At 62.4% G+C, this 21128-nt stretch carries 15 protein-coding genes; 6 read left to right on the forward strand and 9 right to left on the reverse strand.

All coding sequences use genetic code 11. The annotated features are described in order from the left end of the window. Positions 1-14 precede the first annotated feature (14 nt). The 5 genes from AC07NV_RS01795 to AC07NV_RS01815 form a co-directional block, all read right to left on the reverse strand. Positions 15-1025: a Rieske 2Fe-2S domain-containing protein gene (locus tag AC07NV_RS01795; RefSeq protein WP_495164622.1), complete on the reverse strand. Its 1011-nt coding sequence runs from the start codon at positions 1023-1025 to the stop codon at positions 15-17. Between the two features lie 139 nt (positions 1026-1164). Further along, on the reverse strand, positions 1165-2070 hold the full coding sequence (locus tag AC07NV_RS01800) for a LysR family transcriptional regulator (RefSeq protein WP_495164623.1): 906 nt from the start codon (positions 2068-2070) through the stop codon (positions 1165-1167). A gap of 137 nt (positions 2071-2207) precedes the next feature. Further along, positions 2208-3401, reverse strand: a complete 1194-nt coding sequence (locus tag AC07NV_RS01805; RefSeq protein WP_493120618.1) for an amidohydrolase family protein — start codon at positions 3399-3401, stop codon at positions 2208-2210. Positions 3402-3506: 105 nt separating this feature from the next. Beyond that, positions 3507-4757, reverse strand: a complete 1251-nt coding sequence (locus AC07NV_RS01810; protein ID WP_495164624.1) for an MFS transporter — start codon at positions 4755-4757, stop codon at positions 3507-3509. Positions 4758-4773: 16 nt separating this feature from the next. Then, positions 4774-7077, reverse strand: a complete 2304-nt coding sequence (locus AC07NV_RS01815) for a TonB-dependent receptor (RefSeq protein WP_495164625.1) — start codon at positions 7075-7077, stop codon at positions 4774-4776. A 288-nt stretch (positions 7078-7365) separates the two neighbouring features. Between AC07NV_RS01815 and AC07NV_RS01820 the strand changes: the two genes are divergently transcribed. Both AC07NV_RS01820 and pdxY read left to right on the forward strand, forming a co-directional pair. After that, positions 7366-7611 carry a hypothetical protein gene (locus AC07NV_RS01820; RefSeq protein WP_495164626.1) on the forward strand — a complete coding sequence of 82 codons (246 nt, stop codon included), beginning with the start codon at positions 7366-7368 and terminating at the stop codon, positions 7609-7611. Continuing rightward, positions 7608-8474 (forward strand): pyridoxal kinase, encoded by an 867-nt coding sequence (gene pdxY / locus AC07NV_RS01825; protein ID WP_495164627.1) that lies wholly within the window; start codon positions 7608-7610, stop codon positions 8472-8474. Before AC07NV_RS01820 ends, pdxY begins: the two co-directional genes overlap by 4 nt. 207 nt (positions 8475-8681) lie before the next feature. Here pdxY and AC07NV_RS01830 read toward each other — a convergent pair whose 3' ends face one another. Together AC07NV_RS01830 and AC07NV_RS01835 are read right to left on the reverse strand one after the other, a co-directional pair. Continuing rightward, the gene (locus AC07NV_RS01830; RefSeq protein WP_495164628.1) at positions 8682-9839 is read right to left on the reverse strand and encodes a serine hydrolase domain-containing protein; all 1158 of its coding nucleotides are present in this window, start codon (positions 9837-9839) and stop codon (positions 8682-8684) included. Positions 9840-9875: 36 nt separating this feature from the next. Continuing rightward, complete coding sequence (locus tag AC07NV_RS01835; RefSeq protein ID WP_495164629.1) at positions 9876-10988, reverse strand: dipeptidase; 1113 nt, start codon at positions 10986-10988, stop codon at positions 9876-9878. Between the two features lie 236 nt (positions 10989-11224). On the opposite strand from AC07NV_RS01835, the gene AC07NV_RS01840 reads away from it, so the two are divergent. The 3 genes from AC07NV_RS01840 (at position 11225) to AC07NV_RS01850 (ending at position 16989) form a co-directional block, all read left to right on the forward strand. Next, the gene (locus AC07NV_RS01840; protein WP_495164630.1) at positions 11225-12595 is read left to right on the forward strand and encodes a serine hydrolase domain-containing protein; all 1371 of its coding nucleotides are present in this window, start codon (positions 11225-11227) and stop codon (positions 12593-12595) included. A gap of 189 nt (positions 12596-12784) precedes the next feature. After that, the gene (locus AC07NV_RS01845) at positions 12785-15496 is read left to right on the forward strand and encodes a TonB-dependent receptor plug domain-containing protein (protein ID WP_495164631.1); all 2712 of its coding nucleotides are present in this window, start codon (positions 12785-12787) and stop codon (positions 15494-15496) included. A 2-nt stretch (positions 15497-15498) separates the two neighbouring features. Then, complete coding sequence (locus AC07NV_RS01850) at positions 15499-16989, forward strand: amidohydrolase family protein (RefSeq protein WP_495164632.1); 1491 nt, start codon at positions 15499-15501, stop codon at positions 16987-16989. A 238-nt stretch (positions 16990-17227) separates the two neighbouring features. Here AC07NV_RS01850 and AC07NV_RS01855 read toward each other — a convergent pair whose 3' ends face one another. Both AC07NV_RS01855 and AC07NV_RS01860 read right to left on the reverse strand, forming a co-directional pair. Continuing rightward, positions 17228-17884, reverse strand: a complete 657-nt coding sequence (locus AC07NV_RS01855; protein ID WP_495164633.1) for a helix-turn-helix domain-containing protein — start codon at positions 17882-17884, stop codon at positions 17228-17230. A 441-nt stretch (positions 17885-18325) separates the two neighbouring features. Beyond that, positions 18326-19855 (reverse strand): MFS transporter, encoded by a 1530-nt coding sequence (locus tag AC07NV_RS01860; protein WP_495164634.1) that lies wholly within the window; start codon positions 19853-19855, stop codon positions 18326-18328. Between the two features lie 125 nt (positions 19856-19980). Here AC07NV_RS01860 and AC07NV_RS01865 point away from each other — a divergent pair, with 125 nt between their 5' ends. Beyond that, the gene (locus AC07NV_RS01865; RefSeq protein ID WP_495164635.1) at positions 19981-20856 is read left to right on the forward strand and encodes a LysR family transcriptional regulator; all 876 of its coding nucleotides are present in this window, start codon (positions 19981-19983) and stop codon (positions 20854-20856) included. Positions 20857-21128 lie beyond the last annotated feature (272 nt).

The raw sequence follows: 21128 nt of genomic DNA on the forward strand, positions 1-21128 counted from the left end.
CGAGCGCGGAGGGCTTATTCGGCGGCCTCGACCAGACGGCTGCCGTCGGGCCCATCGGTATAAAATTGCTCGAAATAGCGGCGGAAGCGCAGGATCGGACCGTCGCCGTCGCACAAATAGGGCCGGGCGCGGTGGATCTTGTTATGCCAGATCGGAATGTCGCCCTCGACCCCCTTTTGCCCGCAGGTGCTCTCGATCGCCGCCTCGATCGCCTTTTCCTCGGGCGAGCCCGGCGCGACCTTCGGGTGGGTGAAGTAGAAGCGCAGTTCGACGTCGTCCGCTTCGACCGGCGTGGCGATGACAAGCAGCGACAGCTCGACGAGCCCGCTCAACCGCGTGAATTTCTGCCCCGCGCCGTTCTGGAGCGTGTCGACCGAATAGGGCAATTGCTTGCGCTCGCCCGACGGCAGGTCGATGGTGCGATGTCCCCGGGCAACACTATGCCGCCGCACACCGTCATAGTCGGTCTCGCCCTCGGGTACCGCATCCATGGAGTGGACATAGGCGAAATGCGCGACGTCGACGCCATTCTCGGCAATTTCCTGGGGGTTGCTCGCAAAGCGCCATTCGCGCTTGATCGGTTCGGCCCATTCGGGGTTGGTGAATTCGGGATAGTCGATGACGTCGAACGTCGGCGCGATTTCGTCGGGATGATACCAGGCCCAGATGACGCCGCTCTTTTCGACCACCGGATAGGATTGGGCGAGCGCCTCGCGCTTCGCCCGCGGCGGGAAAGCCTTGGCATAGGGGATGCTGCTGCAAAAGCCGTTGGGCCGAAACGCCCAGTGATGAAAGGGACAGCGAATGCTGTCGCCCTCGACCGTTCCGCCATGCCCCAGATGCGCGCCAAGATGCGGACAATAGGCGTCGAGGAGCCCCGCCTCGCCCTGCTCGTTGCGGAACAGGACCAGATCCCGGCCGAAGTAGCGAACCGACCGGACATCGCCGATCGCGAGGTCCGCGCCATAGCCTATTCCGAACCAGCCGTGGGGAATGGGCATCGGAAAGCGATCGACTTTAGACAAGGTCAGTCTCCCAGTTCACGCCATCTTTGAGCGATGGCCTTTATCCGGGAAGTGTATCGTCTGTTCGCCAAGAGGTAAGATCAAAATCGCGCACAGTTTGTGCCTGCTCGCGAACAATCGCCAGATTTAGAGCCTGCTCCTAATAGCGCGCGACGAGCGACGCGGCCATCGAGGGGCGGATTTTCGTGCGCCCGGTCTTGCGCACCAGATAATCGATGAAGGCGCGCGTCGCGACCGACATGATGCCCGGCGAATAGACGACCCAGCATTCGCGGTCATAGAAGGACCATTCCTCCTCGAGCGCGACCATCCGTCCTTCGGCCAGATCCTGACGGACGACCATCACCGGCAAGCTGGCGATGCCAAGCCCCTTTCGCGCCGCGCTGCGCAGGGCGATGCCGCTGTTGCTGGCCCATTTGGGCTGGACCCGGATACAGATGTCGCCGTTGAAATTGATCGACCCGCTGCGGTCGGTCAGGCAATCATGGTCCAGCAGGTCTTCGGGCGCTTTCGGCCAGCCGTGCGCCGCGACATAGGCGGGCGTCGCGCACAGGCAATAGGCCAGATAGCCAAAGGTGCGTGCGCGCAGATTCGAATTCGGCAACGCGCCATAGCGGATGACGATGTCGAAACTCTCCTGAACAATCTCATTCTCGTTCAGATAGGCGATCGGCTCGATCATGATCCCCGGATGCTCGGCGCTGAACTCGGCAAGCAGCCCCGACATATAATCCGAACCGAAGATGTCGCTGAGCCCGATGCGCAAGCGGCCCACGGGATGGGTGCTATAGAGACCGACCTGCTTTTCGACGTCGCTCAGCCGTTGCTGCAACTGCGCGCATTCGCGATGGAAGCTTTCGCCCGCGCCGGTCAGCGACAGGCGGCGGGTTGTGCGGACGAGCAGCTGGACCCCCAGCCGCTCTTCCAGTTCGTGCACCGTCTTGCTGATATAGGATTTCGAAAGACCGAGCCGATCGCCCGCAGCCGTAAAACTGCCCTGATCAACAACCGCCAGAAATTCCTCGATCCCGCGCCAGCTCGACATCAATCCACCCTAAAGGACCGGATGCTATCAGCGCATTGCCCGAATGCAATCGCCTATAGCGGCAGAAGCCCCCTCCTTGAAAGAAGGGGGCTTCCAAGATGCGCCAATCCAGATCAGAAGGGCACCGGCGAGTGGCCCTATTCGGCCGCCTGCTTGACGAACAATTCGCGACGCGGACCGATTTCACCCGCAATTTTCCACAGCGCATCGGCATCGACATCATAAACGTCGAGCGCGTTGATACCGAGCATCGCCTGGATATCATCGTCGGGCAATCCGCCGAGGCTCGCCGACATTTTTTCGAACGTGTGCGGCCAGGTGCCTTCGGGATGCGGATAGTCGGTGCCCCACAGGATGCGATCGACGCCAATGTCATAATAGGCCTGCGTCGTTTCCTCATCGGGCAATGCCGAACAGCCAACCCACACATTGCGCTGGAAATACTCGCTCGGCTTCATGCTCATATTGGCATAATAATCGCCGAGCTTCCCGCTCGTGTGCTTGGCCGAAGCGCGGACGTCCATCAGCTGCGTGACCCACGGGAACCAGAATTCGCCGCCCGCCTCGGTGAAGCAGACCTTCAGCTTGGGATATTCTTCGAAAACGCCGCCGAAGGTCATCGCCCACAGGGGCCGCGTCATCCAGAATGCATATTCGCACAGGAAGGTGCCGATCCAGCCGGGCTGCGTCGTGTCATAGGCGGGCGCCGCGCCCGAGTGGAAATGAAGCGGCATGTTCATTTCTTCGAGCATCGCCCAAATGCGATGATATTTGGTGTGGTTATACAGGTCGAACCCGTCGGTCAGCGCGGGGAAGAACACCCCCTTCAGGCCGTGGCGCTTCGCCCATTCAATCTCTTTCGCGGTCTCGTCGATGTCATAGAGCGCCGGAATAACGGCAAGCCCGATGCGGCGATGCGGATCGTCCTGACAAAATTCGGCCAGCCAGCGATTGTGCGCCCGCGCGCCGGCCCATTGCAGCTCGGCCCGCGCCGCCGAAGGACGGAGCCCGATATCGGCGCCAAAGGGCGGCGCATTGCGTTCGGTGATCCCGTCGGGAAACAAAACCTCGGCCGCGACGCCGTCGCCGTCGAGCACGCGGTTGCGGATCGTGCCGTCCCACGCGCCCTCCAGCCCGTCGCCGACGCGCGAGCGCCACTTGTTGTTGAAGTCGTCGATCAGGAAGCGTTTTTCATGCTCTTCGCGCGCCTTGATCTCGAGTTCGACGGTCTCGTCGAACTGCTGGTGATATTTCGATTCCAGATAGCCGCGATATTTTTCGGGGGGCAGACCGACATGACCGTCCGACGAAATGACAAGATAACGATCCACACTCTCTCTCCAGTTTCTATTCTGTGCACGGGCCGCTGGCCGTGCACGCCATGGTCAGACATTATGCTCTTCATCCGCCGGATAAAGCGGGTCGGAGCGAACGATCTATCGCTCGCTGTGGACAATATGCCGGGCCAGAACGGGCAGCAGATGGCTCAGCAGCAACGCGGCGCCGATCAACGCAGCGATCGCAAATGGCGCCGGACGCCACCATTGATAGGCGGCGGACGCGATAACGGGCGGCAGGGTGATCGATGCCCCGGCGATGAAGGTGATCGCAGAAGCGATCGCGACCTGATCCCCGGTCGATCCCGCGAGCGATGCCGCCGCGCTGAACCCCGGACGCGCAAGGCCATAACCGAAGCTCGCGAAAATGAAGCCCAGCGCGGCGGCGTTTACCCCGCCATGGGATATGGCCAGAAGATTGCCGGCAAGGGCAAAGCCAGTGCCGATCCGCATCATCGACAGCGGCGAGGGAGAAAACAGCCGGACGAAACCCCATTGGCCGAACAGCGCGGCCATCGCCGCCGCAGTCATGGCGATGCCGATCATCCGCTGTGCCGCCATCGGATCATCGGCCATGCGGTCGATGATCACGAAACCGATGGTATAAAGATTGATCGCCTGCGCCGAGCACAGCAGCAATCCGAAGCTGAGATAAGGTCCGATCCCCCTGCGCCGCCATACCTGCGTGAGCGAGATGTTCGGCGCGCCGCCGGGTACTGGCGTCAGGCCGCGCGCGGTGCGCGGAAGGAAGAGGAAGGCACCGGTCAGCGCGATGACACCAAGGATCGCAAAACCCAGCATCGGCCCGAGCGGCCCCAGCGGATCGACGATCATCATCGGCGCGATCGCCGGCCCGACGATGGTGCCGAGGCTCAGTGCGCCGGCCAGTGTCGTGATCGCCCGCGTTCGGGCCGCACCCGCCGTTTGGGCCGCGATCAGCGCCTGCGTTGCGGTGGCCGCCGCCGAACCGAGCAAACCATAGGTCGACCGCAACACCGAAAAGAGCAGGAAGGCCGCAAACGGCGTCAGCAGCCCCAGCAAGCCCAGTTCGACCGACAGCGCACAGCCGCCCATCGAAACGACAAAGCCGACCAGCCCCGCGCGAATATAGGGGTTCGGCCCCTTGCGCTCGATCCGCGACACCCAGAAGGGCGCGCTGATTGCCCAGGTCAGCGCCGAGAGCGAGAAGATGCCCGCGACCAGAAAATCGGGGATGTGCAACAGCCGGCCGATCGTCGGCATCACCGACACCAGCCCGATGTTGCCGATCGCGGTGAGGAAGGTCACTGCCCCGAGAAAGGGCAGGACCCACCGCGACCCGGTGCGCGGCGGGTCCAATACCAGTGACATCTCGGCTTCGCCGCGATCAGAAGCGGATACGAACTTCGCCGCCGAAACTGCGCGGATCGCCATATTGGCCCAGCGTGAGGACGCCAAGGTTGATCGCGCTGACCAGATATTCCTTGTCGGTCAGATTCTTGCCCCACGCCGCGACCTCGAGCGTCGTGCCGCGGCCGAGCTCGATCTGGGTGAGTGCAATGCGCCCATCGAGCAGACCATAGGACGGCATCTTGGCGAGCGGGTCAGGCGTGATCGACGAAAACTGACTGCTGCGCCAGCTGTAGTTCAGGCTCGCTTCCAGCCGTCCGACACCTGCATCGTGACGATACAGCGCGCCGATCTGATAATTCCATTTGGGCACGCGAGAGAGCACATAGGTGTCTGTTACATCGGTGCCGTCGGGCAGGATGAAATCGGTGTAGCGTGCATCGACATAGCCACCACCGAAGTTGATCGAGAACCCGTCGACGGGGCGCAGCGTTCCCTCGACCTCGAAGCCGGTGAACTTCGCCTTGCCCGCGTTGATGATATTCGTCGTCACCAGCGACGGAACGAACACACCCGCCTGAAAATCCTTGTAGATCGAATGATAGACAGCCGCACTGAGGTTGAGTGCATTGCCGAGCCCGGCATATTTCATGCCGAGTTCGAACGACGTCAGCTTTTCCGGATTATAGGGGGTCATGAAGGCCCCGTTGGTCGCGGCGGTGTCGTTGATGCCGCCGCTCTTGAAGCCCGTCGCAACGCGGGCGTAGACCGAAAAATCGGGCTGGATTTTGTAGAGGATGTTGAATTCGGGATTGAACCGCTTCCACACCCCCGAATTTTCGAGCGGGCTGAGATCGGTGTAGCCGATTCCCCCCGCGCCCGGCCGCGCGCCGGCCGCCGGGCCGCCGCTGCGCGTGATCGGGTTACCATTCGCGTCGCGCAGGAACACGCCCGAACCGGCCGCAGCCGGATTGGTGCGATAGGCCGAATTGGAGAGCAGCAGCTCATAGGCATTCTTGGATTCGCGCGTGTAGCGAAGCCCGACCGATGCCGTCAGCCTCTCGTCGAGCGCTTGCGGCGTCCACGCGAGCTGGCCGTAACCGGCATAGGATTTCGAATGGCCGCCACGCTCGCTGATGTCGAAGGCGTTGCCGCCGAACTGGAAGTTCCAGCGCGGATTATACACGTCATATTCGTCGTCGAGGTAGAAGGCACCGAGCGTATATTTGAAATCGCCGACGGTCCCGATCGCCTGAAATTCCTGCGTGAACTGCTTGTAATTATTGTCGAGGATGATGCGCAGCAGATCGAGCGGGCTGCCGTCGAAATCGCTCGCCGACCGGGTCATTGCGGTCCGCCGCGCGGTGATCGACTTGAGCGTGAGGTCCCCGATACCCGGCTGCCATTCAAGCGTCAGCGCATGCCCATTGGTGCGATAATCGCTGCGGAGCGCACTTTGCGCCCCGATTTCACGCGTTCGTCCGGAAACGACATAGGGCTTCATCAGCGCATTGACGAAAGCGGTCGCCCCCGAACCCGTGACCGCCGTGGCGGCAAGCTGGTTCGGCGTGCCCTTGCTGTCCGAAATATCATAGCTGTAGAGCGCGCTGAAGCTGTCCGACGGACGCCACAACAGGTCGGCGCGCGCCGCCCACAATTCCTCTTCGCCGAAATTATCCTTGCGCAAGCTGTTACGGAAATAGCCGCCGTCGAGCTTGGTGATCACGCCGACCTTGGCGCTGAAGCCCGCCACTTCGGGCAGATCGACCGAGATTCGCTGATTGAACTGCCCCCAGCTCCCGGCGCCCGCCAGATATTGGCCGCCGAATTCGCCGCTCGGCTTGCGGGTGATCAGATTGACCGCACCGCCGATCGTGTTCTTGCCGTACAGAGTTCCCTGCGGTCCGCGCAGCACCTCGACCCGCTCCAGATCGACGGTGTCGAAGGCCGCACCGGTCGATTTCCCGATCGGCACACCATCGATATAAAGGCCGACCGGCTGGTCGCGGGCGAGGCTGGTATCGGCCGATGGCGACAGGCCGCGAATGGTGATCAGCGGACCGAAACTATTGCCGATCGTTTCGTTGATCTGGATGTTGGGTACGATCGTCGCGATATCGGTGACGGTCCGGACCTGCGCGCGGTCGATTGCGGCGCTGCCGACCGCCGAAACCGAAATCGGCACATCGACCAGCCGCTCTTCACGGCGCTGCGCGGTAACAACGATCTCTCCTTCGCTGAGTGCCGCACCTTGGTCATCCGCCGCCTGCGCGAATGCCAACGAAGAGCTCAACGCAGTCGCGACCATGACCGCCGCAAACGCGGCTTTCCGAAATGCCATAATTCCTCCCTTCCCACGACGGCCGGTCTCGGCCGCCAATCTTCGGGCTTCTTCATATGTGGCCCGATAACTGCCTTTGAGGATAACCGACGAACCACCGCCGTAAAGCTCGCGCTGGTGGCCACACTGTTCACTCCCGTGGCGAATGGCGTTTTGGCAGCGTGACATCCCGGGGCGTCGGTGATTGCCGATTAACCCGGAGAAACAGGAAAGAAAGGATGCGCCCCCCCTTCCATTCAGGCATCGCCCCGCGCTCCCAGTCAGGGCGGCGCTCGGGCAGAATTGTCCTTGGCAGCTACGGCAACCCGCGACGTGCTGCCCGCCGGTATTTCAGCCATCAATATCGCGATCGGCCATGTCTCGGGCGGCATGGATGCTTTCGAACCCTGGCTCGATCGGCGGCAGTCTTGCAGGGGCAATGGCCTATCCTATGTTCCGCAAGGCGGCGGCATGACTGCCGATCTTGTCCTCAACGGCCGGCCGCCGCGCCGCAAGCGCACCCGCTTGACCGTCAGCGAAGGAGCAGAAAAATGAAACCCCGGACGATGCCCATGACGACCTCCATCATCTCCATCCAGAGCCAGGTTGTGCATGGGCATGTAGGCAATAGTGCTGCCGTTCTGCCGATGCAGGCCCACGGATTGAACGTCGCAGCGGTGCCGACGACGCTGCTTTCCAACCATCCGGGTTTCGAGACCATGCGCGGCCGGGTGCTGGAACCTGAACTTGTGGGCGACCTGCTACGCGGGGTCGAGGAGCGTGGGCTGATCGAGACGAGCCGCTATATCGTTTCCGGCTATCTCGGCTCGCGCGCCAACGGTGAAGTTGTGGCCGCCTTCGTCAAACGGGCAAGACAGCTCAATCCCGGCATCATCTATATTTGCGATCCCGTGATGGGAGATGCCCATCTCGGGGTCTTCGTGGCGGATCAGGTCGTCGAATGCCTGTGCGACGAGCTTGTCCCGCTTGCCGATCTGCTGACACCCAACCAATTCGAAGTCGGACTGATCGCGGGGGGCCAGCCAACGACCTGGCGCGAGCTTGAGGCAAGCATCGTGAAGGTTCAGGCGCAGCGCGGTGCGCGGGTTGTCGTCACCGGCTGCACGCTGGCCGATACGCCGGCTGACTCGCTGGAAAATATCGTCTTCGAGGACCACGGCTACGCGCGGCTGTCGTCGCCGCGTCTGCCGACGGTGCCGGTCGGGACAGGCGATCTCTTCACCGGCCTTCTGACGGCCGGCCTCGCCCGGGGCCTCCCGCTTGTCGATGCCACTCGCCACGCAGCCGCGGTCGTGCTCGACATCCTCGAACGCACCATGGCCGAAGGCGAACAGGAAATGCAGCTCGCCAGCGTCATCGGGGCGCTTGCTCCTCTCTGCGAGGACACTTCACAATGACCCGGCGTTCGAAGTCCCATCCGCGCCGCATTGAACCCACCCTTCAGGGACCCGGCAAAGCGGCGTTGCGGCATGTGCCACGCATCCGATTAAAACATCGGCCGCGGGAGCTTCCAGCGGCCGACTTCGTCATGACGGCAGTCCCGGACCAGGCGGCGATCGCAGCTCCGAAAGCAGAGGCCGGGTTTATGGCTATTCTCACTCGCGCTATTTCTTTGCGGCAGGCTGCGCCGGAAGCTCGAGTGCGATCCGCTCGATGCGCTCTGCGACCATGCGTGCGCCAAGATCCTTGCCGATCGAATTGGCGATCACCGCCACCGTGATACGGTCCCGGGGGAATTCGGACAGCGAACTGTTGAATCCAAAGATGCCCCCGCCATGCGAGACCTTGCGATGTCCTTCATAGTCGGAAATGAACAGAGCATAGCCATATTCGCCAGCGGGCATGCCTTCCTTCTTCGCGATCGCGGTACCGCTTGTCCTTCCGTCACCCAACTGGCCGGGCGCGATCATCGCGGCGAGCGAGGCCGGCTTTAGCACTTCGCCGCCGAACAGCGCCGCGTTCCAGCGCGCCAGATCGCCAGCGGTCGATCGCATGGCCCCCGCGCCGCCCGGAATCGTCATCGAGATCGGCGCGGCATTGCGAAATTTGCCGGGCTCTCCATCATATCCCGCAACGCGGCCGGGCACGACGTCGCGCTCGTCGTCCAACGCGGTATGGCGGAGGCCGAGCGGCTGGAAGAAACGGGCTTCCAGAACCTTCGCCAGCGGCTTGCCTTCGACCTTCTCGACCACGGCGCCGAGCAGGAAATAGGCCGTATTGCTGTAATTCCAGTCGGTGCCGGGTTCGAAATCCTGCAGCTTTGGCATTTTGGCGAACGTTGCGACCCACTGATCGGGCGTTTTGGTCAGCGCCGCCTGGGCGAGGAAGCTTTCGTCATCGGTATAATTATGCAGTCCCGATGTATGGTGCAGCATCTGCTTCAGCGTAATATCGCCCGCGCGCGGATAATCGGGATAATATTTCGACAGCAGGTCGTCGAGCGACAGCTTGCCTTCCTCGTCCAGCTTGACCAGCGCGGCTGCGGTGAACTGCTTGGTCACCGAACCGATGCGAAAAACGCTGTCGTTGGCGACCGGCATATTGAGTTCGAGATTACCCGAACCATAGCCCTTCACCAGCAAGGGTTTGCCGTCCTTATAGACCGCAACCTGCAACCCCGGGCTCTCGCCGGCCGCGACCGCCTGCTCTGCGGCCCGGTCGATCGCCGCGGCAATGGCGGCATCGTCCGCCGCCCATGCCGGCGTGGCGGCGGAAGCCAGTATAACGCCGGCAATCATCCAGCCGTTTCGCATATTAGCCATATATCTTCTCCCCTTATGCAGCCGTTGCGGCCGCTTTTATTTCCATACCTCGCCCAGCAAACGCCGGAAGTTTCCGCCGAGAACGCCCCGGATATTGTCGTCGGAATAACCGCGACGAACCATCTCTTCGGTCAGACTGTAGAATTTCAGCGGATCGTCGAACCCGTCGGTGTCGATCTTGTCACGAAAGGCATAGCTGCCCTTGTAGTGCGCCTTGAGCGCCGCATAGGCCTTGGGCTCCATATCGTCGTAGCCATAAAGGTCCGCGTCCGATCCGATGCCAACCTTGTCGAACCCGATAAGCTTCGCGACATGGTCGATCTGGTCGACAATATTGGCCACCGTCGTCGGCTCGGCGGCCGTCAGGAAATTGCGCACGCCGGTGATCCCCATCACCCCGCCCTTCGCGCCCAGCGCGCGGATCGCCTCGTCGGTCTTGGTGCGCGGATGATTGTTGAGCGCGCGCGCATTGCTGTGTGTGATCGCGATCGGCCCTTTGGCGGCGGCGATGGCGTCGAGCGTCGTCTTGTCACCGCAATGCGACGTGTCGACGAGCATGCCGACCTTGTCCATTTCCTCGACGATCTGGACGCCATAGTCCGAAAGCCCGCCGTCGATGCGATCGGTGCAGCCCGAGCCGATGAGATTCTGGCTGTTGTACGTCAGCTGCGAAACGCGCTGCCCAAGCTGATAAAATGACTTCACGTCGGCGACGCTGCGGAAATGATCGCTGTTCTGCAGCCCCATGATCACCGCGCATTTTCCATTCGCTTTCGCACGGTCGAGATCTTCCGCCCTGCCCACGCCGGCGAACACATGCGGATTGCGCGCGGTAAAGCCCGTCCAGGCAAGCAGGAAGGCCAGTGTATTTTCATAAGCGTCGGGGCCGCCGATACCGACGGAATTGTGAAAACCGGTGATCCCGCTCGCGCGAAAATCGGCCGCCCACTTTTCGCTGAGCGGCTCGGCGAACACCTCGGGACGGAAATCGAGCGTCAGCGGGGCCAGCATATCGATCACCGTGGCCTGCTTTACCAGGCCGACGACTCGCGAAGAAAAGCGCCGCGGGGACGCCGCATGGACCTGATAGGTGCCGAAATTGACCATCGGAAACGCTGTCACCGCCAGCGCGCCGGTCCGCGCAAGCATCGCCCGCCGTGATAATCGGGAATTTTTCTGCATCATCCACCCCAGTCCCAGTTGATTTGCCGGCCCGATTGTGGATGATCAAATCATCCTGTAAAGAGAAATGGTGCCTATTTATGAAAATTTTTTCCAATTCCCGCACTACCTCCTCGCTTGCAATCGCTCTCGCCCTAGGGGTCGCACTGCCCGCGACGCCGCTTAGTGCAGCACCGCAAACGCCGGCAGCCACCCAGACAGATGTGGGACACGTCGCGGGGTTGGAGGATTTCGTCGACGGCGTGATGGCGCAGCAACTCGCGACCCGCGAGGTCGCTGGCGCAGTGGTCACCGTGGTGCAGAACGGCGAGGTCCTGTTCACGCGCGGCTATGGTTTCGCCGATGTCGACCGGGGCGTCAAAGTCGATGGGCAGAAGACGCTTTTTCGCCCCGGATCGGTTTCCAAGCTGATCACCTGGACCGCACTGATGCAACAGATCGAAGCCGGGAAGGTCGATCTCGATGCCGATGTGAACCGCTATATCGACTTCGTGATCCCGCCCTTCGCAGGAAAGCCCATCCGCGTGCGCGACCTCTTCTCGCACACGGTGGGGATGAGCGACCTGCGCTATGACGAGAAGGAATGGGCCGAGCCTGAAAGCTATCAATCCTTCCTGAAGACGCATATCCCGCAGCGCTTGTGGGCGCCGGGCACCGAGGCCTCCTATTCGAACTATGGCGCGTCGCTCGCCGGCTATATCGTCGAACGGGTCTCGGGCGAGGCTTTCAACGACTATGTCACCAAGCATATATTTCAGCCGCTCGGCATGACCCACACGACCTTCGCCGAGCCGCTGACCGGCGAAAATGCGGCCAATATGGCGCTGGGCTACCAATTCGCCGACGGGCGTTTCAAGGCCCGACCCTATGAACGCTATGGCAAGATCATGCCGGCCGGTTCGGCCGCATCGACGGCGCCCGACATGGCGCGTTTCATGCTGGCCATGCTGGGGAATGGCGCGCTGGACGGGAAACGCATCCTCAAGCCCGAATCGGTCGCGCTGCTCGAGAGCAATTCGATTGCGAATACGCCGGACCAGCCCGGAATGGCACACGGCTTCATGGTCGCGCGCGAACAGGGTCCGCGGTTGGTGGGGCATGGGGGGAATACGGCTGATTTCCACTCCTATCTCCTGCTCGCACCGCAGGCCGGTCTGGGCTTCTTCGTGTCCTTCACCGGCGGCGATGCCAGCTATGCGGGGCGAACCGAACTGAGCGATGCCATCATCGGCCGCCTTTTCCCGCAACAGCCGGCGAAGCGCTGGACGCAGGCGGGCACCTTGCCGCCGCTGGGCGCCTATCGGTCGAACCGCCGCGATTACAGCAAGCCGGCCGATCCCGCGGGCGACATCAAGGTGTCCGCCGTCGGCGACCACGGGATATTGGTCGAGGGGCGCGGGCAAAAGACCGCCTGGGAAAAGATCGGGCCGAATCGGTACGAACGGGTCACCGGAATCGCCGAAGGAGGCCCCTTTGATCAGCTGCGCTTCTATGGAAACGCAGAGGACGCACGCCTCGGCTTCGCCTCGCAGCCGCATGTGGCCTATCATCTGGTGAAGCCGGGTCAGCCCTAAGCCTCCGCCATGACCCGCAAATTTCATCGCAGAATCATAAAAGTGACATTTTTATCCTGATCAGGATTGAATTTTCCTTTTAGGCATGTTTCTATCCCTCAAGATCAATCGGGCCGGGACAATAAGCCAGCGCCGCCAGGGGGCGCAGCATCAACAGGGCACCCCGGCCCTTAGCCAAAGGGGAAGAGCATGAAGCCGGGATTGATGAAATGGTATGCGGGAAGCGCGCTTTCGCTGCTGGTGACGGCCGTTCCGGCCGGCGCACAGGTAGCGGACACGCAGGACGCGCGCGGCGGCGATGACGAGATCGTTGTTTCCGGTTCGCGTATTCAGCGCTCGGGCTTTGACGCCCCCACCCCGACAACGGTGGTTGGCGCGGATGAGCTGCGCCAGGGCAACCGGCCGAGCATTGGCGATGTCCTCAACGACATGCCGGCGTTCCGCGGAACGCAAACCCCGGCGACGACGACCGGCAATACCAGCAGCGGCTCCTCGTCTGCCGATCTGCGTAGTCTTGGTGCGGCGCGGACCCTCACCCTGCTCAACGGCCATCGTTTCAACGGTTCGGTCGACCTCAACACGGTGCCGCAAGCGCTGATCGAACGCGTCGACGTCGTCACCGGCGGCGCGTCGGCCGCCTGGGGTTCAGGCGCCGTTGCCGGCGTCGTCAACATCATCCTGAAGGACGACCTGACCGGTCTGCAAGGCGGCATCGACGGCGGCATTTCGTCGCGCGGCGACGCGCAGCGCTATGGCGCCAATCTGGCGTGGGGCACCGGCTTTGCGGACGGCCGCGGCCATTTCATGATCGGCGCCGACTATACGCAGGAAAAGGGCGCGTTCGATCGCAAGAGCCGCCCCAATATGGAAGCCGGTCTGTTCACGCGCGCCGACGGCCAGCTCGTGCTGGCCCGCGACGTCAACTACACGATCATCAACAACGGCGGCTCGGTGCTGAAGCTGACCGCCGCACCCTATAATCTGGTTTTCAATCCGGACGGATCGGTGGGCCAGTTCCCGCTGGGCAGCGAAACCTCCGGCCAGTTCACCGTCGGTGGCGGCGGGCAGAATATCTATGACTATGTCGCCGTCACCTCACCCTACAAGCGCGCCAATGTCTTCGCACGCGCGAGCTATGAATTCAGCGACGCCGCCAAAATCTGGGTCGAGGGCAGCTATAACCGCATGTCGTCGGATTTCGGCTTCTTCCCCGAAACGCCCACCGTCGTCATTCAGCCCGACAATGCCTTCCTGACACAAACGGCGCGCAACCAGCTGGCCGCGGCCGGCGTGACCTATCCGTTTGTCCTCGGCCGCATCATGGATGACGTCGGTCCGGCACGCTATGTCAACTATCGCTACACCCGGCGCAATATCGAGGGCGCGATCGGCATCGAGGGGAAATTGGGCGGCGGCTGGAGCTACAACGCCTATTACGACCATGGCGAGCTGCGCAACAACCAGTCGATCTATAACCAGCGCATTTCGGCCCGTTTCAATAAGGCGGTCGATTCGGTGCTGGTCGGCGGTGTGGCGACTTGCCGCGTGAACGCCGACGCCGATACCACCAACAATGACGCCGCCTGCGTCCCGATCAACCTGTTCGGCAATGGCAATATTTCGGCCGGCGCAATCGGCTATGCCTTCGGCGCGGGTCAGGGTATCACCACAACCAAGCTGGACGCGGCGGGTGCATCGATCCAGGGGCAGCCCTTCTCGACCTGGGCCGGCCCCGTCGACATTGCGTTCGGCACCGATTTCCGCTGGGAGAAATTCTCGACCGACTATATCGACCCGTTGTCGAAGGCAGGCGCGCTGGCGACGCTGAACTACGCCGCGACCAACGGCAGTTTCGACGTCAAGGAAGTCTTTGGCGAAATCAACGTGCCGCTGCTCGATATCGACGGCACTGCGAAGCTGGAGGTCAATGGCGCGGCGCGCTATTCGGACTATAGCACCAGCGGCGGTATCTGGTCGTGGAAGACGGGCAGCACGCTTCGTCTCGTCAACGACCTGCTGCTGCGCGCGGTTTATTCGCGCGATATCCGGTCACCCAATATCAGCGAATATTTCCAGGCGCGCGGCACCAATATCGGCAATGTCTCCGATCCCTATCGCGGCAATGCGGTGCAGGCCAATGTGGTCAGCTATGTCGGCGGCAACGCGAATCTGACGCCCGAAATCGCCCATACGCTTACATTGGGCGGGTCCTATTCGCCCAGCTTTGCCTCCGGTCTCAGCCTGTCGGTCGACTATTACGAGATCGACATCGAGAATGTCATCGTGACGCTGCTGGCGCAGGATGTGCTGAACACCTGCTATGCAGCGACCCCGGGTGATCCCACCTGCGGCGGGCTTGTCGCGCGGACGGGCAATGGCTCGATCGACTTTGTCACCCGCACCTATCGCAATCTTGCCGAATACAAGACCCGCGGGCTCGATATCGAGGCATCGTTCCGCAGACGTCTGGGCGCGGGGACGCTGTCCGTCCGCGCGCTGGCGACGCATGTGTTCGAACTGCTGATCGACGATGGCGTACGGACGACCGACCGTGCGGGCATCGTCGGGGGCGAAACGGCCTTCGGGACGCCGAAATGGCGGGCGACCGGAAGCATCAGCTATCAGACCGATACCTTCGGGGTCGATCTGCGCGCCCGCTATGTCGACGGGGGCATTTACAGCACCCAGCTTGGACCGAACAAGCAACCGATCCTGAACAACAAGATCGCCAGCCGGACCTATGTCGACCTTGGCGTGCAGTTCAAGGCGACCGACGCCTTCACCTTTTACGCCAACGTCAACAATCTGTTCGATCGCGATCCGCCTTTGATCGTCTATAATAATCCGAACTATGACCAGATCGGGCGTTATTTCTCGATCGGCGCGAAAGCGAAGTTCTGAGCATGTCGGGGCACAAGGGATCGAAAGCCGCCACGGCCATCGCGATCGCGCTGGCGCTCGTCTCCGCCCCGGCAACAGCCGACGAGGGCTATGATCTGGTCATCGCCGGCGGCCGGGTGATCGACCCGGCCAGCGGCCGGGACGAGATTGCCGATGTGGGCATCCGGCAGGGCGCGGTCGCCACGATTTCGGCGACCGCGCTCAAAGGAAAACGCCGCATCGATGCCAAAGGGCTCGTCGTCGCGCCCGGTTTTATCGACCTGCACGCCCATGGACAGGATCCGGTGGCCGAACGGTTGCAGCTTCTCGACGGCGTAACCACCGCGATCGATATGGAAATCGGGACTGCCCCGCTCGCCGCACTCTATAGCCGGATGGAGGGCAAGGCGCTGATCAACTTCGGCGCCTCGGCCTCGCACATCTGCGCGCGGCTCGAGGTGATGTCGGACAAGCGCTGCGGCGGCGATGTCGAAGGCCAGGTGACGGCCGATCCCGCGATGCTGGTGAAAGGCGCCACTCCCGAACAGGAAGCGCGGATCGTCGCCATACTCGATCGCGAAGTGGCGGCGGGCGGGCTCGGCTATGGCATCGGCCTCGAATATGTGCCCGGCGCCGGCCGGCGCGAGGTCTTCCGCGTCTTTCAGGCTGCCGCCCGCAGCAAGGCGCCTGTCTTTGTCCATGTCCGGTCGCGGCCGCTCGACAAGGCGAGCGGCGTGCCGATCGCGGTGGCACAGGAAGTGCTGGCGGATGCGGCGGCGACCGGCGCGTCGCTCCAGCTCGTCCATGTCGCATCGACCGGCCTGCGCGATACGCCGGTGATCCTCGAGCTGATCAAGGGGGCGCAGGCCCGCGGCGTCGATGTCACCACCGAAGCCTATCCCTATACTGCGGGCAGTACCGCGATCGGTTCCGCCTTTTTTTCGGACGGGTGGCAGGAACGCAACGGCGCCACCTATAGCGACATCCAATGGCCGGCGACCGGCGAACGGTTGACCGAAGAAAGCTTCCATCGCTTCCGCAAGGAGCAGCCGGACGCCGCGGTTGTCATCCACATCATCCCGCAAGAGGTCGTCGATCAGGCGATCACCGATCCGGCAGTGTCGATCGCATCCGACGGCATGCCGTGGGTCACCCAGGGCGAGCATCCGCGCGGCGCCGGAACCTTTTCACGCGTGCTCGGCCAATATGTGCGCGAACGCAAGCTGCTCGACCTGCCGACCGCCATCGCCAAGATGACGATCATGCCCGCGCGCCGGCTGGAGGCGGTCTCGCCGCAGATGGCACGCAAGGGGCGGCTCCAGGCGGGCTCCGATGCCGATATCACCATCTTCGACCCTGCCAAAATTCAGGACCGGGCGACGTTCGATCAGCCGATGCAGGCATCGGCCGGGATCGCCTATGTGCTGGTCGGCGGCGAGGTCATGGCGCGCGACGGCAAAGTGACGACGGGCCATTTCCCGGGGAAGGCGATAAGGAGCAGCCTGCGGCGCTGACGCCTGCATCGCCATTGCCGGGCGAACTGGCAAGAGAAGACGCTATCGTGGAAATATCTGTACGCGAGGCGCTGACGCTCGTCGGTGCCTCGCGGCGGGGCAAGCGCCAGCAGATGCGCGCCCACGTCGTGATCCGTTTTGGCGCCTACCCGTAACAGGACGACCGGGGTACGGCCGATACACGCCGGATCGTTCGCTGTCATCGCCATCGAAGCGCGAGCGCGAAGAAACGCGAAAGCTATTTCTTCCCGGCGCCTTGCGCCTCTTCGGGCGCCGTGAGACGATGATGGGCTTCATACGCCAGCTGCGACAGATCTTCGTCGGCGCTCGACATCACACCGACCGTCAGCGTTTCGATGGAGCCGGGGCCGCAGACATAGGCATGTCCCATGCCTGAATCGATATAGATGGACTCGCCCGGCTGAAGGGTGATCGGATCATAATATTCGGTGTGCACCGTCAATGTGCCCTCGACCACATAGATATATTCTTCGCCGCTGTGGCGCACGAGCTTGCCGAATTCTTCCAGTGATTTCGCGTGGATGCGCGTGATCATCGGCACCATCCGCTTGTGGCGTAATTCGGTGCACATATAATAATATTCGTAATTGGGCGTGTCGACGCGCAGCGCCGTTTCGATCGACCCGATGCTGCGGCGGCCCAGGATCGGTGCAGGCGCCTCCTCCTGCTCGGCGAACAGGCTGGTCATGCTGAGGTTGAGCTTTTCGCCCAATTGCTGGAGTTTGTCATACGTCAGCGACAACCGGTCATGCTCGACTTTCGAGAGGGTCGAGACCGGGATGCCGCAACGCTGGCTCATTTCCTTGAGGGTCCAGCCATTGCGCGCGCGCAGCCCGGCCATCACCGCCCCCAGCGTCTTTCGACCATCAGCCATATATAACCCTTGCCCCTTCAGTCTCGCCGAATTGTCGAACGGGGATAATCCCGGCTCGTTCAGAGATTCGCCTTTCCGCGTTAGCACCACCCCTTCCGCCCGGGCAATCCGGCGCGACGCGGTCGGCGCGAACGCGCGTGGCCTGACGTTGCCCCACTCGCAAGTGGTTTGCCATATTTGCTGACATACACAGGGGGGCTTGTGGCAGCTAGCTCAAAGCTACCCCAAAAGAGGCTGGGTGCGAATGGACGGCGCGAAACAGAGAGCGGGCCTCAAATTTTTGATCTAGTCGCGCGCTACGGCCTTCACGGAACGCTCCTCCAAATGGAAGGGCCAGGTTCAAACGGCAGGAATTGGCCGATTGCGGCCGGACGGCTTTCAGATATTGGTTCGGAGGAGCAGACGCAGGCCCTCAACATCTGTTTGCGCGCCGCAATATAATTATGTGTGCCCGATTTTTGTCATGTCTCGACCCGGCCTGAAGAGGATGAGACTCGATATTGCCAAAATCCATGCCGCGACACCGCCATAGATCATGACGAGGCCGAAACCCGCGATGAGCCCGTGCTGCATGGCCGCCTCCGGCAGGTTGCCGACGACCGCCTGACCGGAAGCGAGCGCTTCGGCATTGCCCGCAGCGATCGCTTCCGCCGCAACCCGCAGTTGAGCGAGCTCGACTCCCTTCGGAGCGACGCGTTGCAGCGCGGCGGCGATCCCTTCGACAAGAAATATGCCCATGAGCGCAATGTTCACGGCCAGCGTGATCAGCCGCGCGCTCATGTCGATGCCCGACGCCATACCGGCCCGGCTCGGGGAGACTGACGCCGTCGTGGTGTTGGTCACGGGTGTATTGGTGATACCGATGCCGATGCCCGCAAGAAGCAGGCCGGGCAACATGGTCAGCCAGCCCGGCTGTGCCGCGACGCTCCCAAGCTTCATTGCGATAAAGCCGAGACCGATCGTCGCCAGACCCAACGGGATGACGACACCCGGCCCGTATCGCAGGGACATGCGCTCGCCCAGGGGAGGAAAGATCAGAGCCGGCAATGTGTAAGCGAGCAGGCACAGGCCGGTGCTGAGCGTGTCGTACCCGAGGCCGATCTGAAGGTAGATCGGCAGATAGATCATGAATGGCCAATAGCTGACGTTCATTGCGATGCAGCCAAGGATGGCGCCCGAAAAGCTGCGGTTTCGAAAGACGGAAAAATCGAACATCGGATGCGCTTGTCGCCGTTCGGCAAACAGGAATGCCGCGAAACAAACCCCCGTGGCGGCCGCGATCGTGATTGAGCCAGACAGACCAAGGGTGCCGCCCTGCGTGATCACATAGACAAGGCCGAACACCGTCAGCGAGAGGGTCAGAATTCCTGCCAGGTCGAGGCGGCTGGCGTCCGGATCGCGGGATTCGGTTATGGTGCTGGCGGCGATCGCCAGGGTCAGGAGCGCGAGTGGAAGATGGACAAGAAATATCCATTTCCAGCCTGCCAACGCGATAATCGCGCTCCCGACGATCGGACCGAAACCGAGGCCGATTCCCGAAACGACACCCCAGGTTGCGAAAGCGCGGCTGCGATCGCGGGGGTCCTGAAACTGGTGCGAGAGTAGCGCGATCGAGCAGATCAGCATGGCCCCGCCGGCAAGCCCCTGCAGCAACCGGCCCGCGATCAGCAGCGCTATGCTGTCGGCAAAGCCGCAAAGGGCGGAGGTGGCGCCAAAGGCGATCACGCTGATTATGAAGATGCGCTTGCGGCCAAACCGATCGGCGAGCGTTCCGGTCGCCATCAGCACGGTCGTACAGGCGAGCGTGTAGGCGTTCATGACCCACTGCAGTTCCCGGAAGTCGCCGTGAAGGACCTCTTCGAGACGCGGGAGGATCACCGGGACACTGGTAATCTCGAGTCCGAACATCAGCGCGCCAAGGCACACCGCGAGCAGCGCCAGCGTATTTTTTCGGGCATGGGAGAGGGACATGGACGGCACCTTTCGTATGTCCGGGCCTGTCTGCCCGGCTGGTGCGCTATCTGGGGAGAAGCAAATAATAACAGAAATGATTTTATTTTCTGGAATTCATAACAAATCATAATTAATTGATAGCCATGGACATCGACCCGGTACTTCTGCGCGCATTTGTGGCGGTCAGCGAGACGGGCGGCTTCACGCGTGCTGCCCGGCGGCTGAGCCTCACCCAGCCCGCGGTGAGCCACCAGATCCGGCGGCTCGAAGACCAGATCGGCCGGGCGCTGATCCGGCGTACGACGCGCCGGCTGACGCTGACGCATGACGGCGAAGACTTCCTGCTGCACGCGCGTCAGATCCTCACCGGTCTCGATGCGCTCGCGCAACGCTTCCGTCCCTCGCCGGTGACGGGGGTCGTGCGCTTTGGCGCACCGGAGGCTTTTATGGGCGAGCGATTGCCGGCGCTGCTCTGCCAATTCTCGCGCGCCTTTCCTGCGGTGCGGCTCGATGTTCATGTGAGCACCTATCTGGACCTCAGCACGATGATCGCGGCCGAGGAGCTGGACCTTGCCGTCGTGCTCTCCACCGCCGGGGGCGAGAATGGCGGCATCCCGCTGCGGCGGGCGGATTTCGCCTGGGTCGCGGCCGACAACTTCCTGCCACCCGAGGGCGCATCGCTGCCGCTTGCCTTCCACCCGCCTAATTGCATCAACCGGCTGGTGGGGGTAGCCGCGCTGGAAGCAACACCGGTCGACTGGCACATCGCCTTTACCTCACCCAGCGAACAGGGCCTTCGCGCGGCGGTACGGTCGGGGCTGGCCGTGGCCGTGCTGATGCGCAGCGACGTGGAGCCCGGTCTGCGCGTGCTCGATGGTGAATATGGCCTTCCGGCCTTGCCCAGTGCCGACTTCATGCTGATCCGCAGTGGTGGCGCGACATCCCCGGCGGCTCGCGCCTTCGGCCAGATGCTCGTCGCCATGGAGGCGCCCGCGGCGCCCACCGAGACCGGCATCTGACCCGCTGCGAGCGAATGGCGTGGCGAATTACAGACACCTCGACTGCCGGGCATGCTTGCCCCGCTTTCAGAGCGGCCAGAGATATGACCGACTATCCGTTGCGCATGATGTGCAACGCTGCGCAGGGCCGCGAGCGTTTGCACCGGCGGCGTTGGCAGCGTGGCTCCGTTCAAAAGGCGATATGACAATAGTCAGATCGAAAACTTCCGCCTATCCTCCGATGCGTGCCCTTTGATTGCGGCAATTTGCCGTGTAACCAACGGGAGTATCGA

Source organism: Sphingopyxis sp. GW821-FHT10B01, assembly GCF_059415685.1.

Excerpts from the sequence above, each read along its gene's own strand:
- AC07NV_RS01800 (WP_495164623.1), bottom strand. The coding sequence starts at position 2,070 with ATGTCGAGCTGGCGCGGGATCGAGGAATTTCTGGCGGTTGTTGATCAG.
- AC07NV_RS01810 (WP_495164624.1), bottom strand. The coding sequence starts at position 4,757 with ATGTCACTGGTATTGGACCCGCCGCGCACCGGGTCGCGGTGGGTCCTG.
- AC07NV_RS01815 (WP_495164625.1), bottom strand. The coding sequence starts at position 7,077 with ATGGCATTTCGGAAAGCCGCGTTTGCGGCGGTCATGGTCGCGACTGCG.
- pdxY (WP_495164627.1), top strand. The coding sequence starts at position 7,608 with ATGAAACCCCGGACGATGCCCATGACGACCTCCATCATCTCCATCCAG.
- AC07NV_RS01830 (WP_495164628.1), bottom strand. The coding sequence starts at position 9,839 with ATGGCTAATATGCGAAACGGCTGGATGATTGCCGGCGTTATACTGGCT.
- AC07NV_RS01835 (WP_495164629.1), bottom strand. The coding sequence starts at position 10,988 with ATGCTTGCGCGGACCGGCGCGCTGGCGGTGACAGCGTTTCCGATGGTC.
- AC07NV_RS01845 (WP_495164631.1), top strand. The coding sequence starts at position 12,785 with ATGAAGCCGGGATTGATGAAATGGTATGCGGGAAGCGCGCTTTCGCTG.
- AC07NV_RS01850 (WP_495164632.1), top strand. The coding sequence starts at position 15,499 with ATGTCGGGGCACAAGGGATCGAAAGCCGCCACGGCCATCGCGATCGCG.
- AC07NV_RS01855 (WP_495164633.1), bottom strand. The coding sequence starts at position 17,884 with ATGGCTGATGGTCGAAAGACGCTGGGGGCGGTGATGGCCGGGCTGCGC.
- AC07NV_RS01860 (WP_495164634.1), bottom strand. The coding sequence starts at position 19,855 with ATGTCCCTCTCCCATGCCCGAAAAAATACGCTGGCGCTGCTCGCGGTG.
- AC07NV_RS01865 (WP_495164635.1), top strand. The coding sequence starts at position 19,981 with ATGGACATCGACCCGGTACTTCTGCGCGCATTTGTGGCGGTCAGCGAG.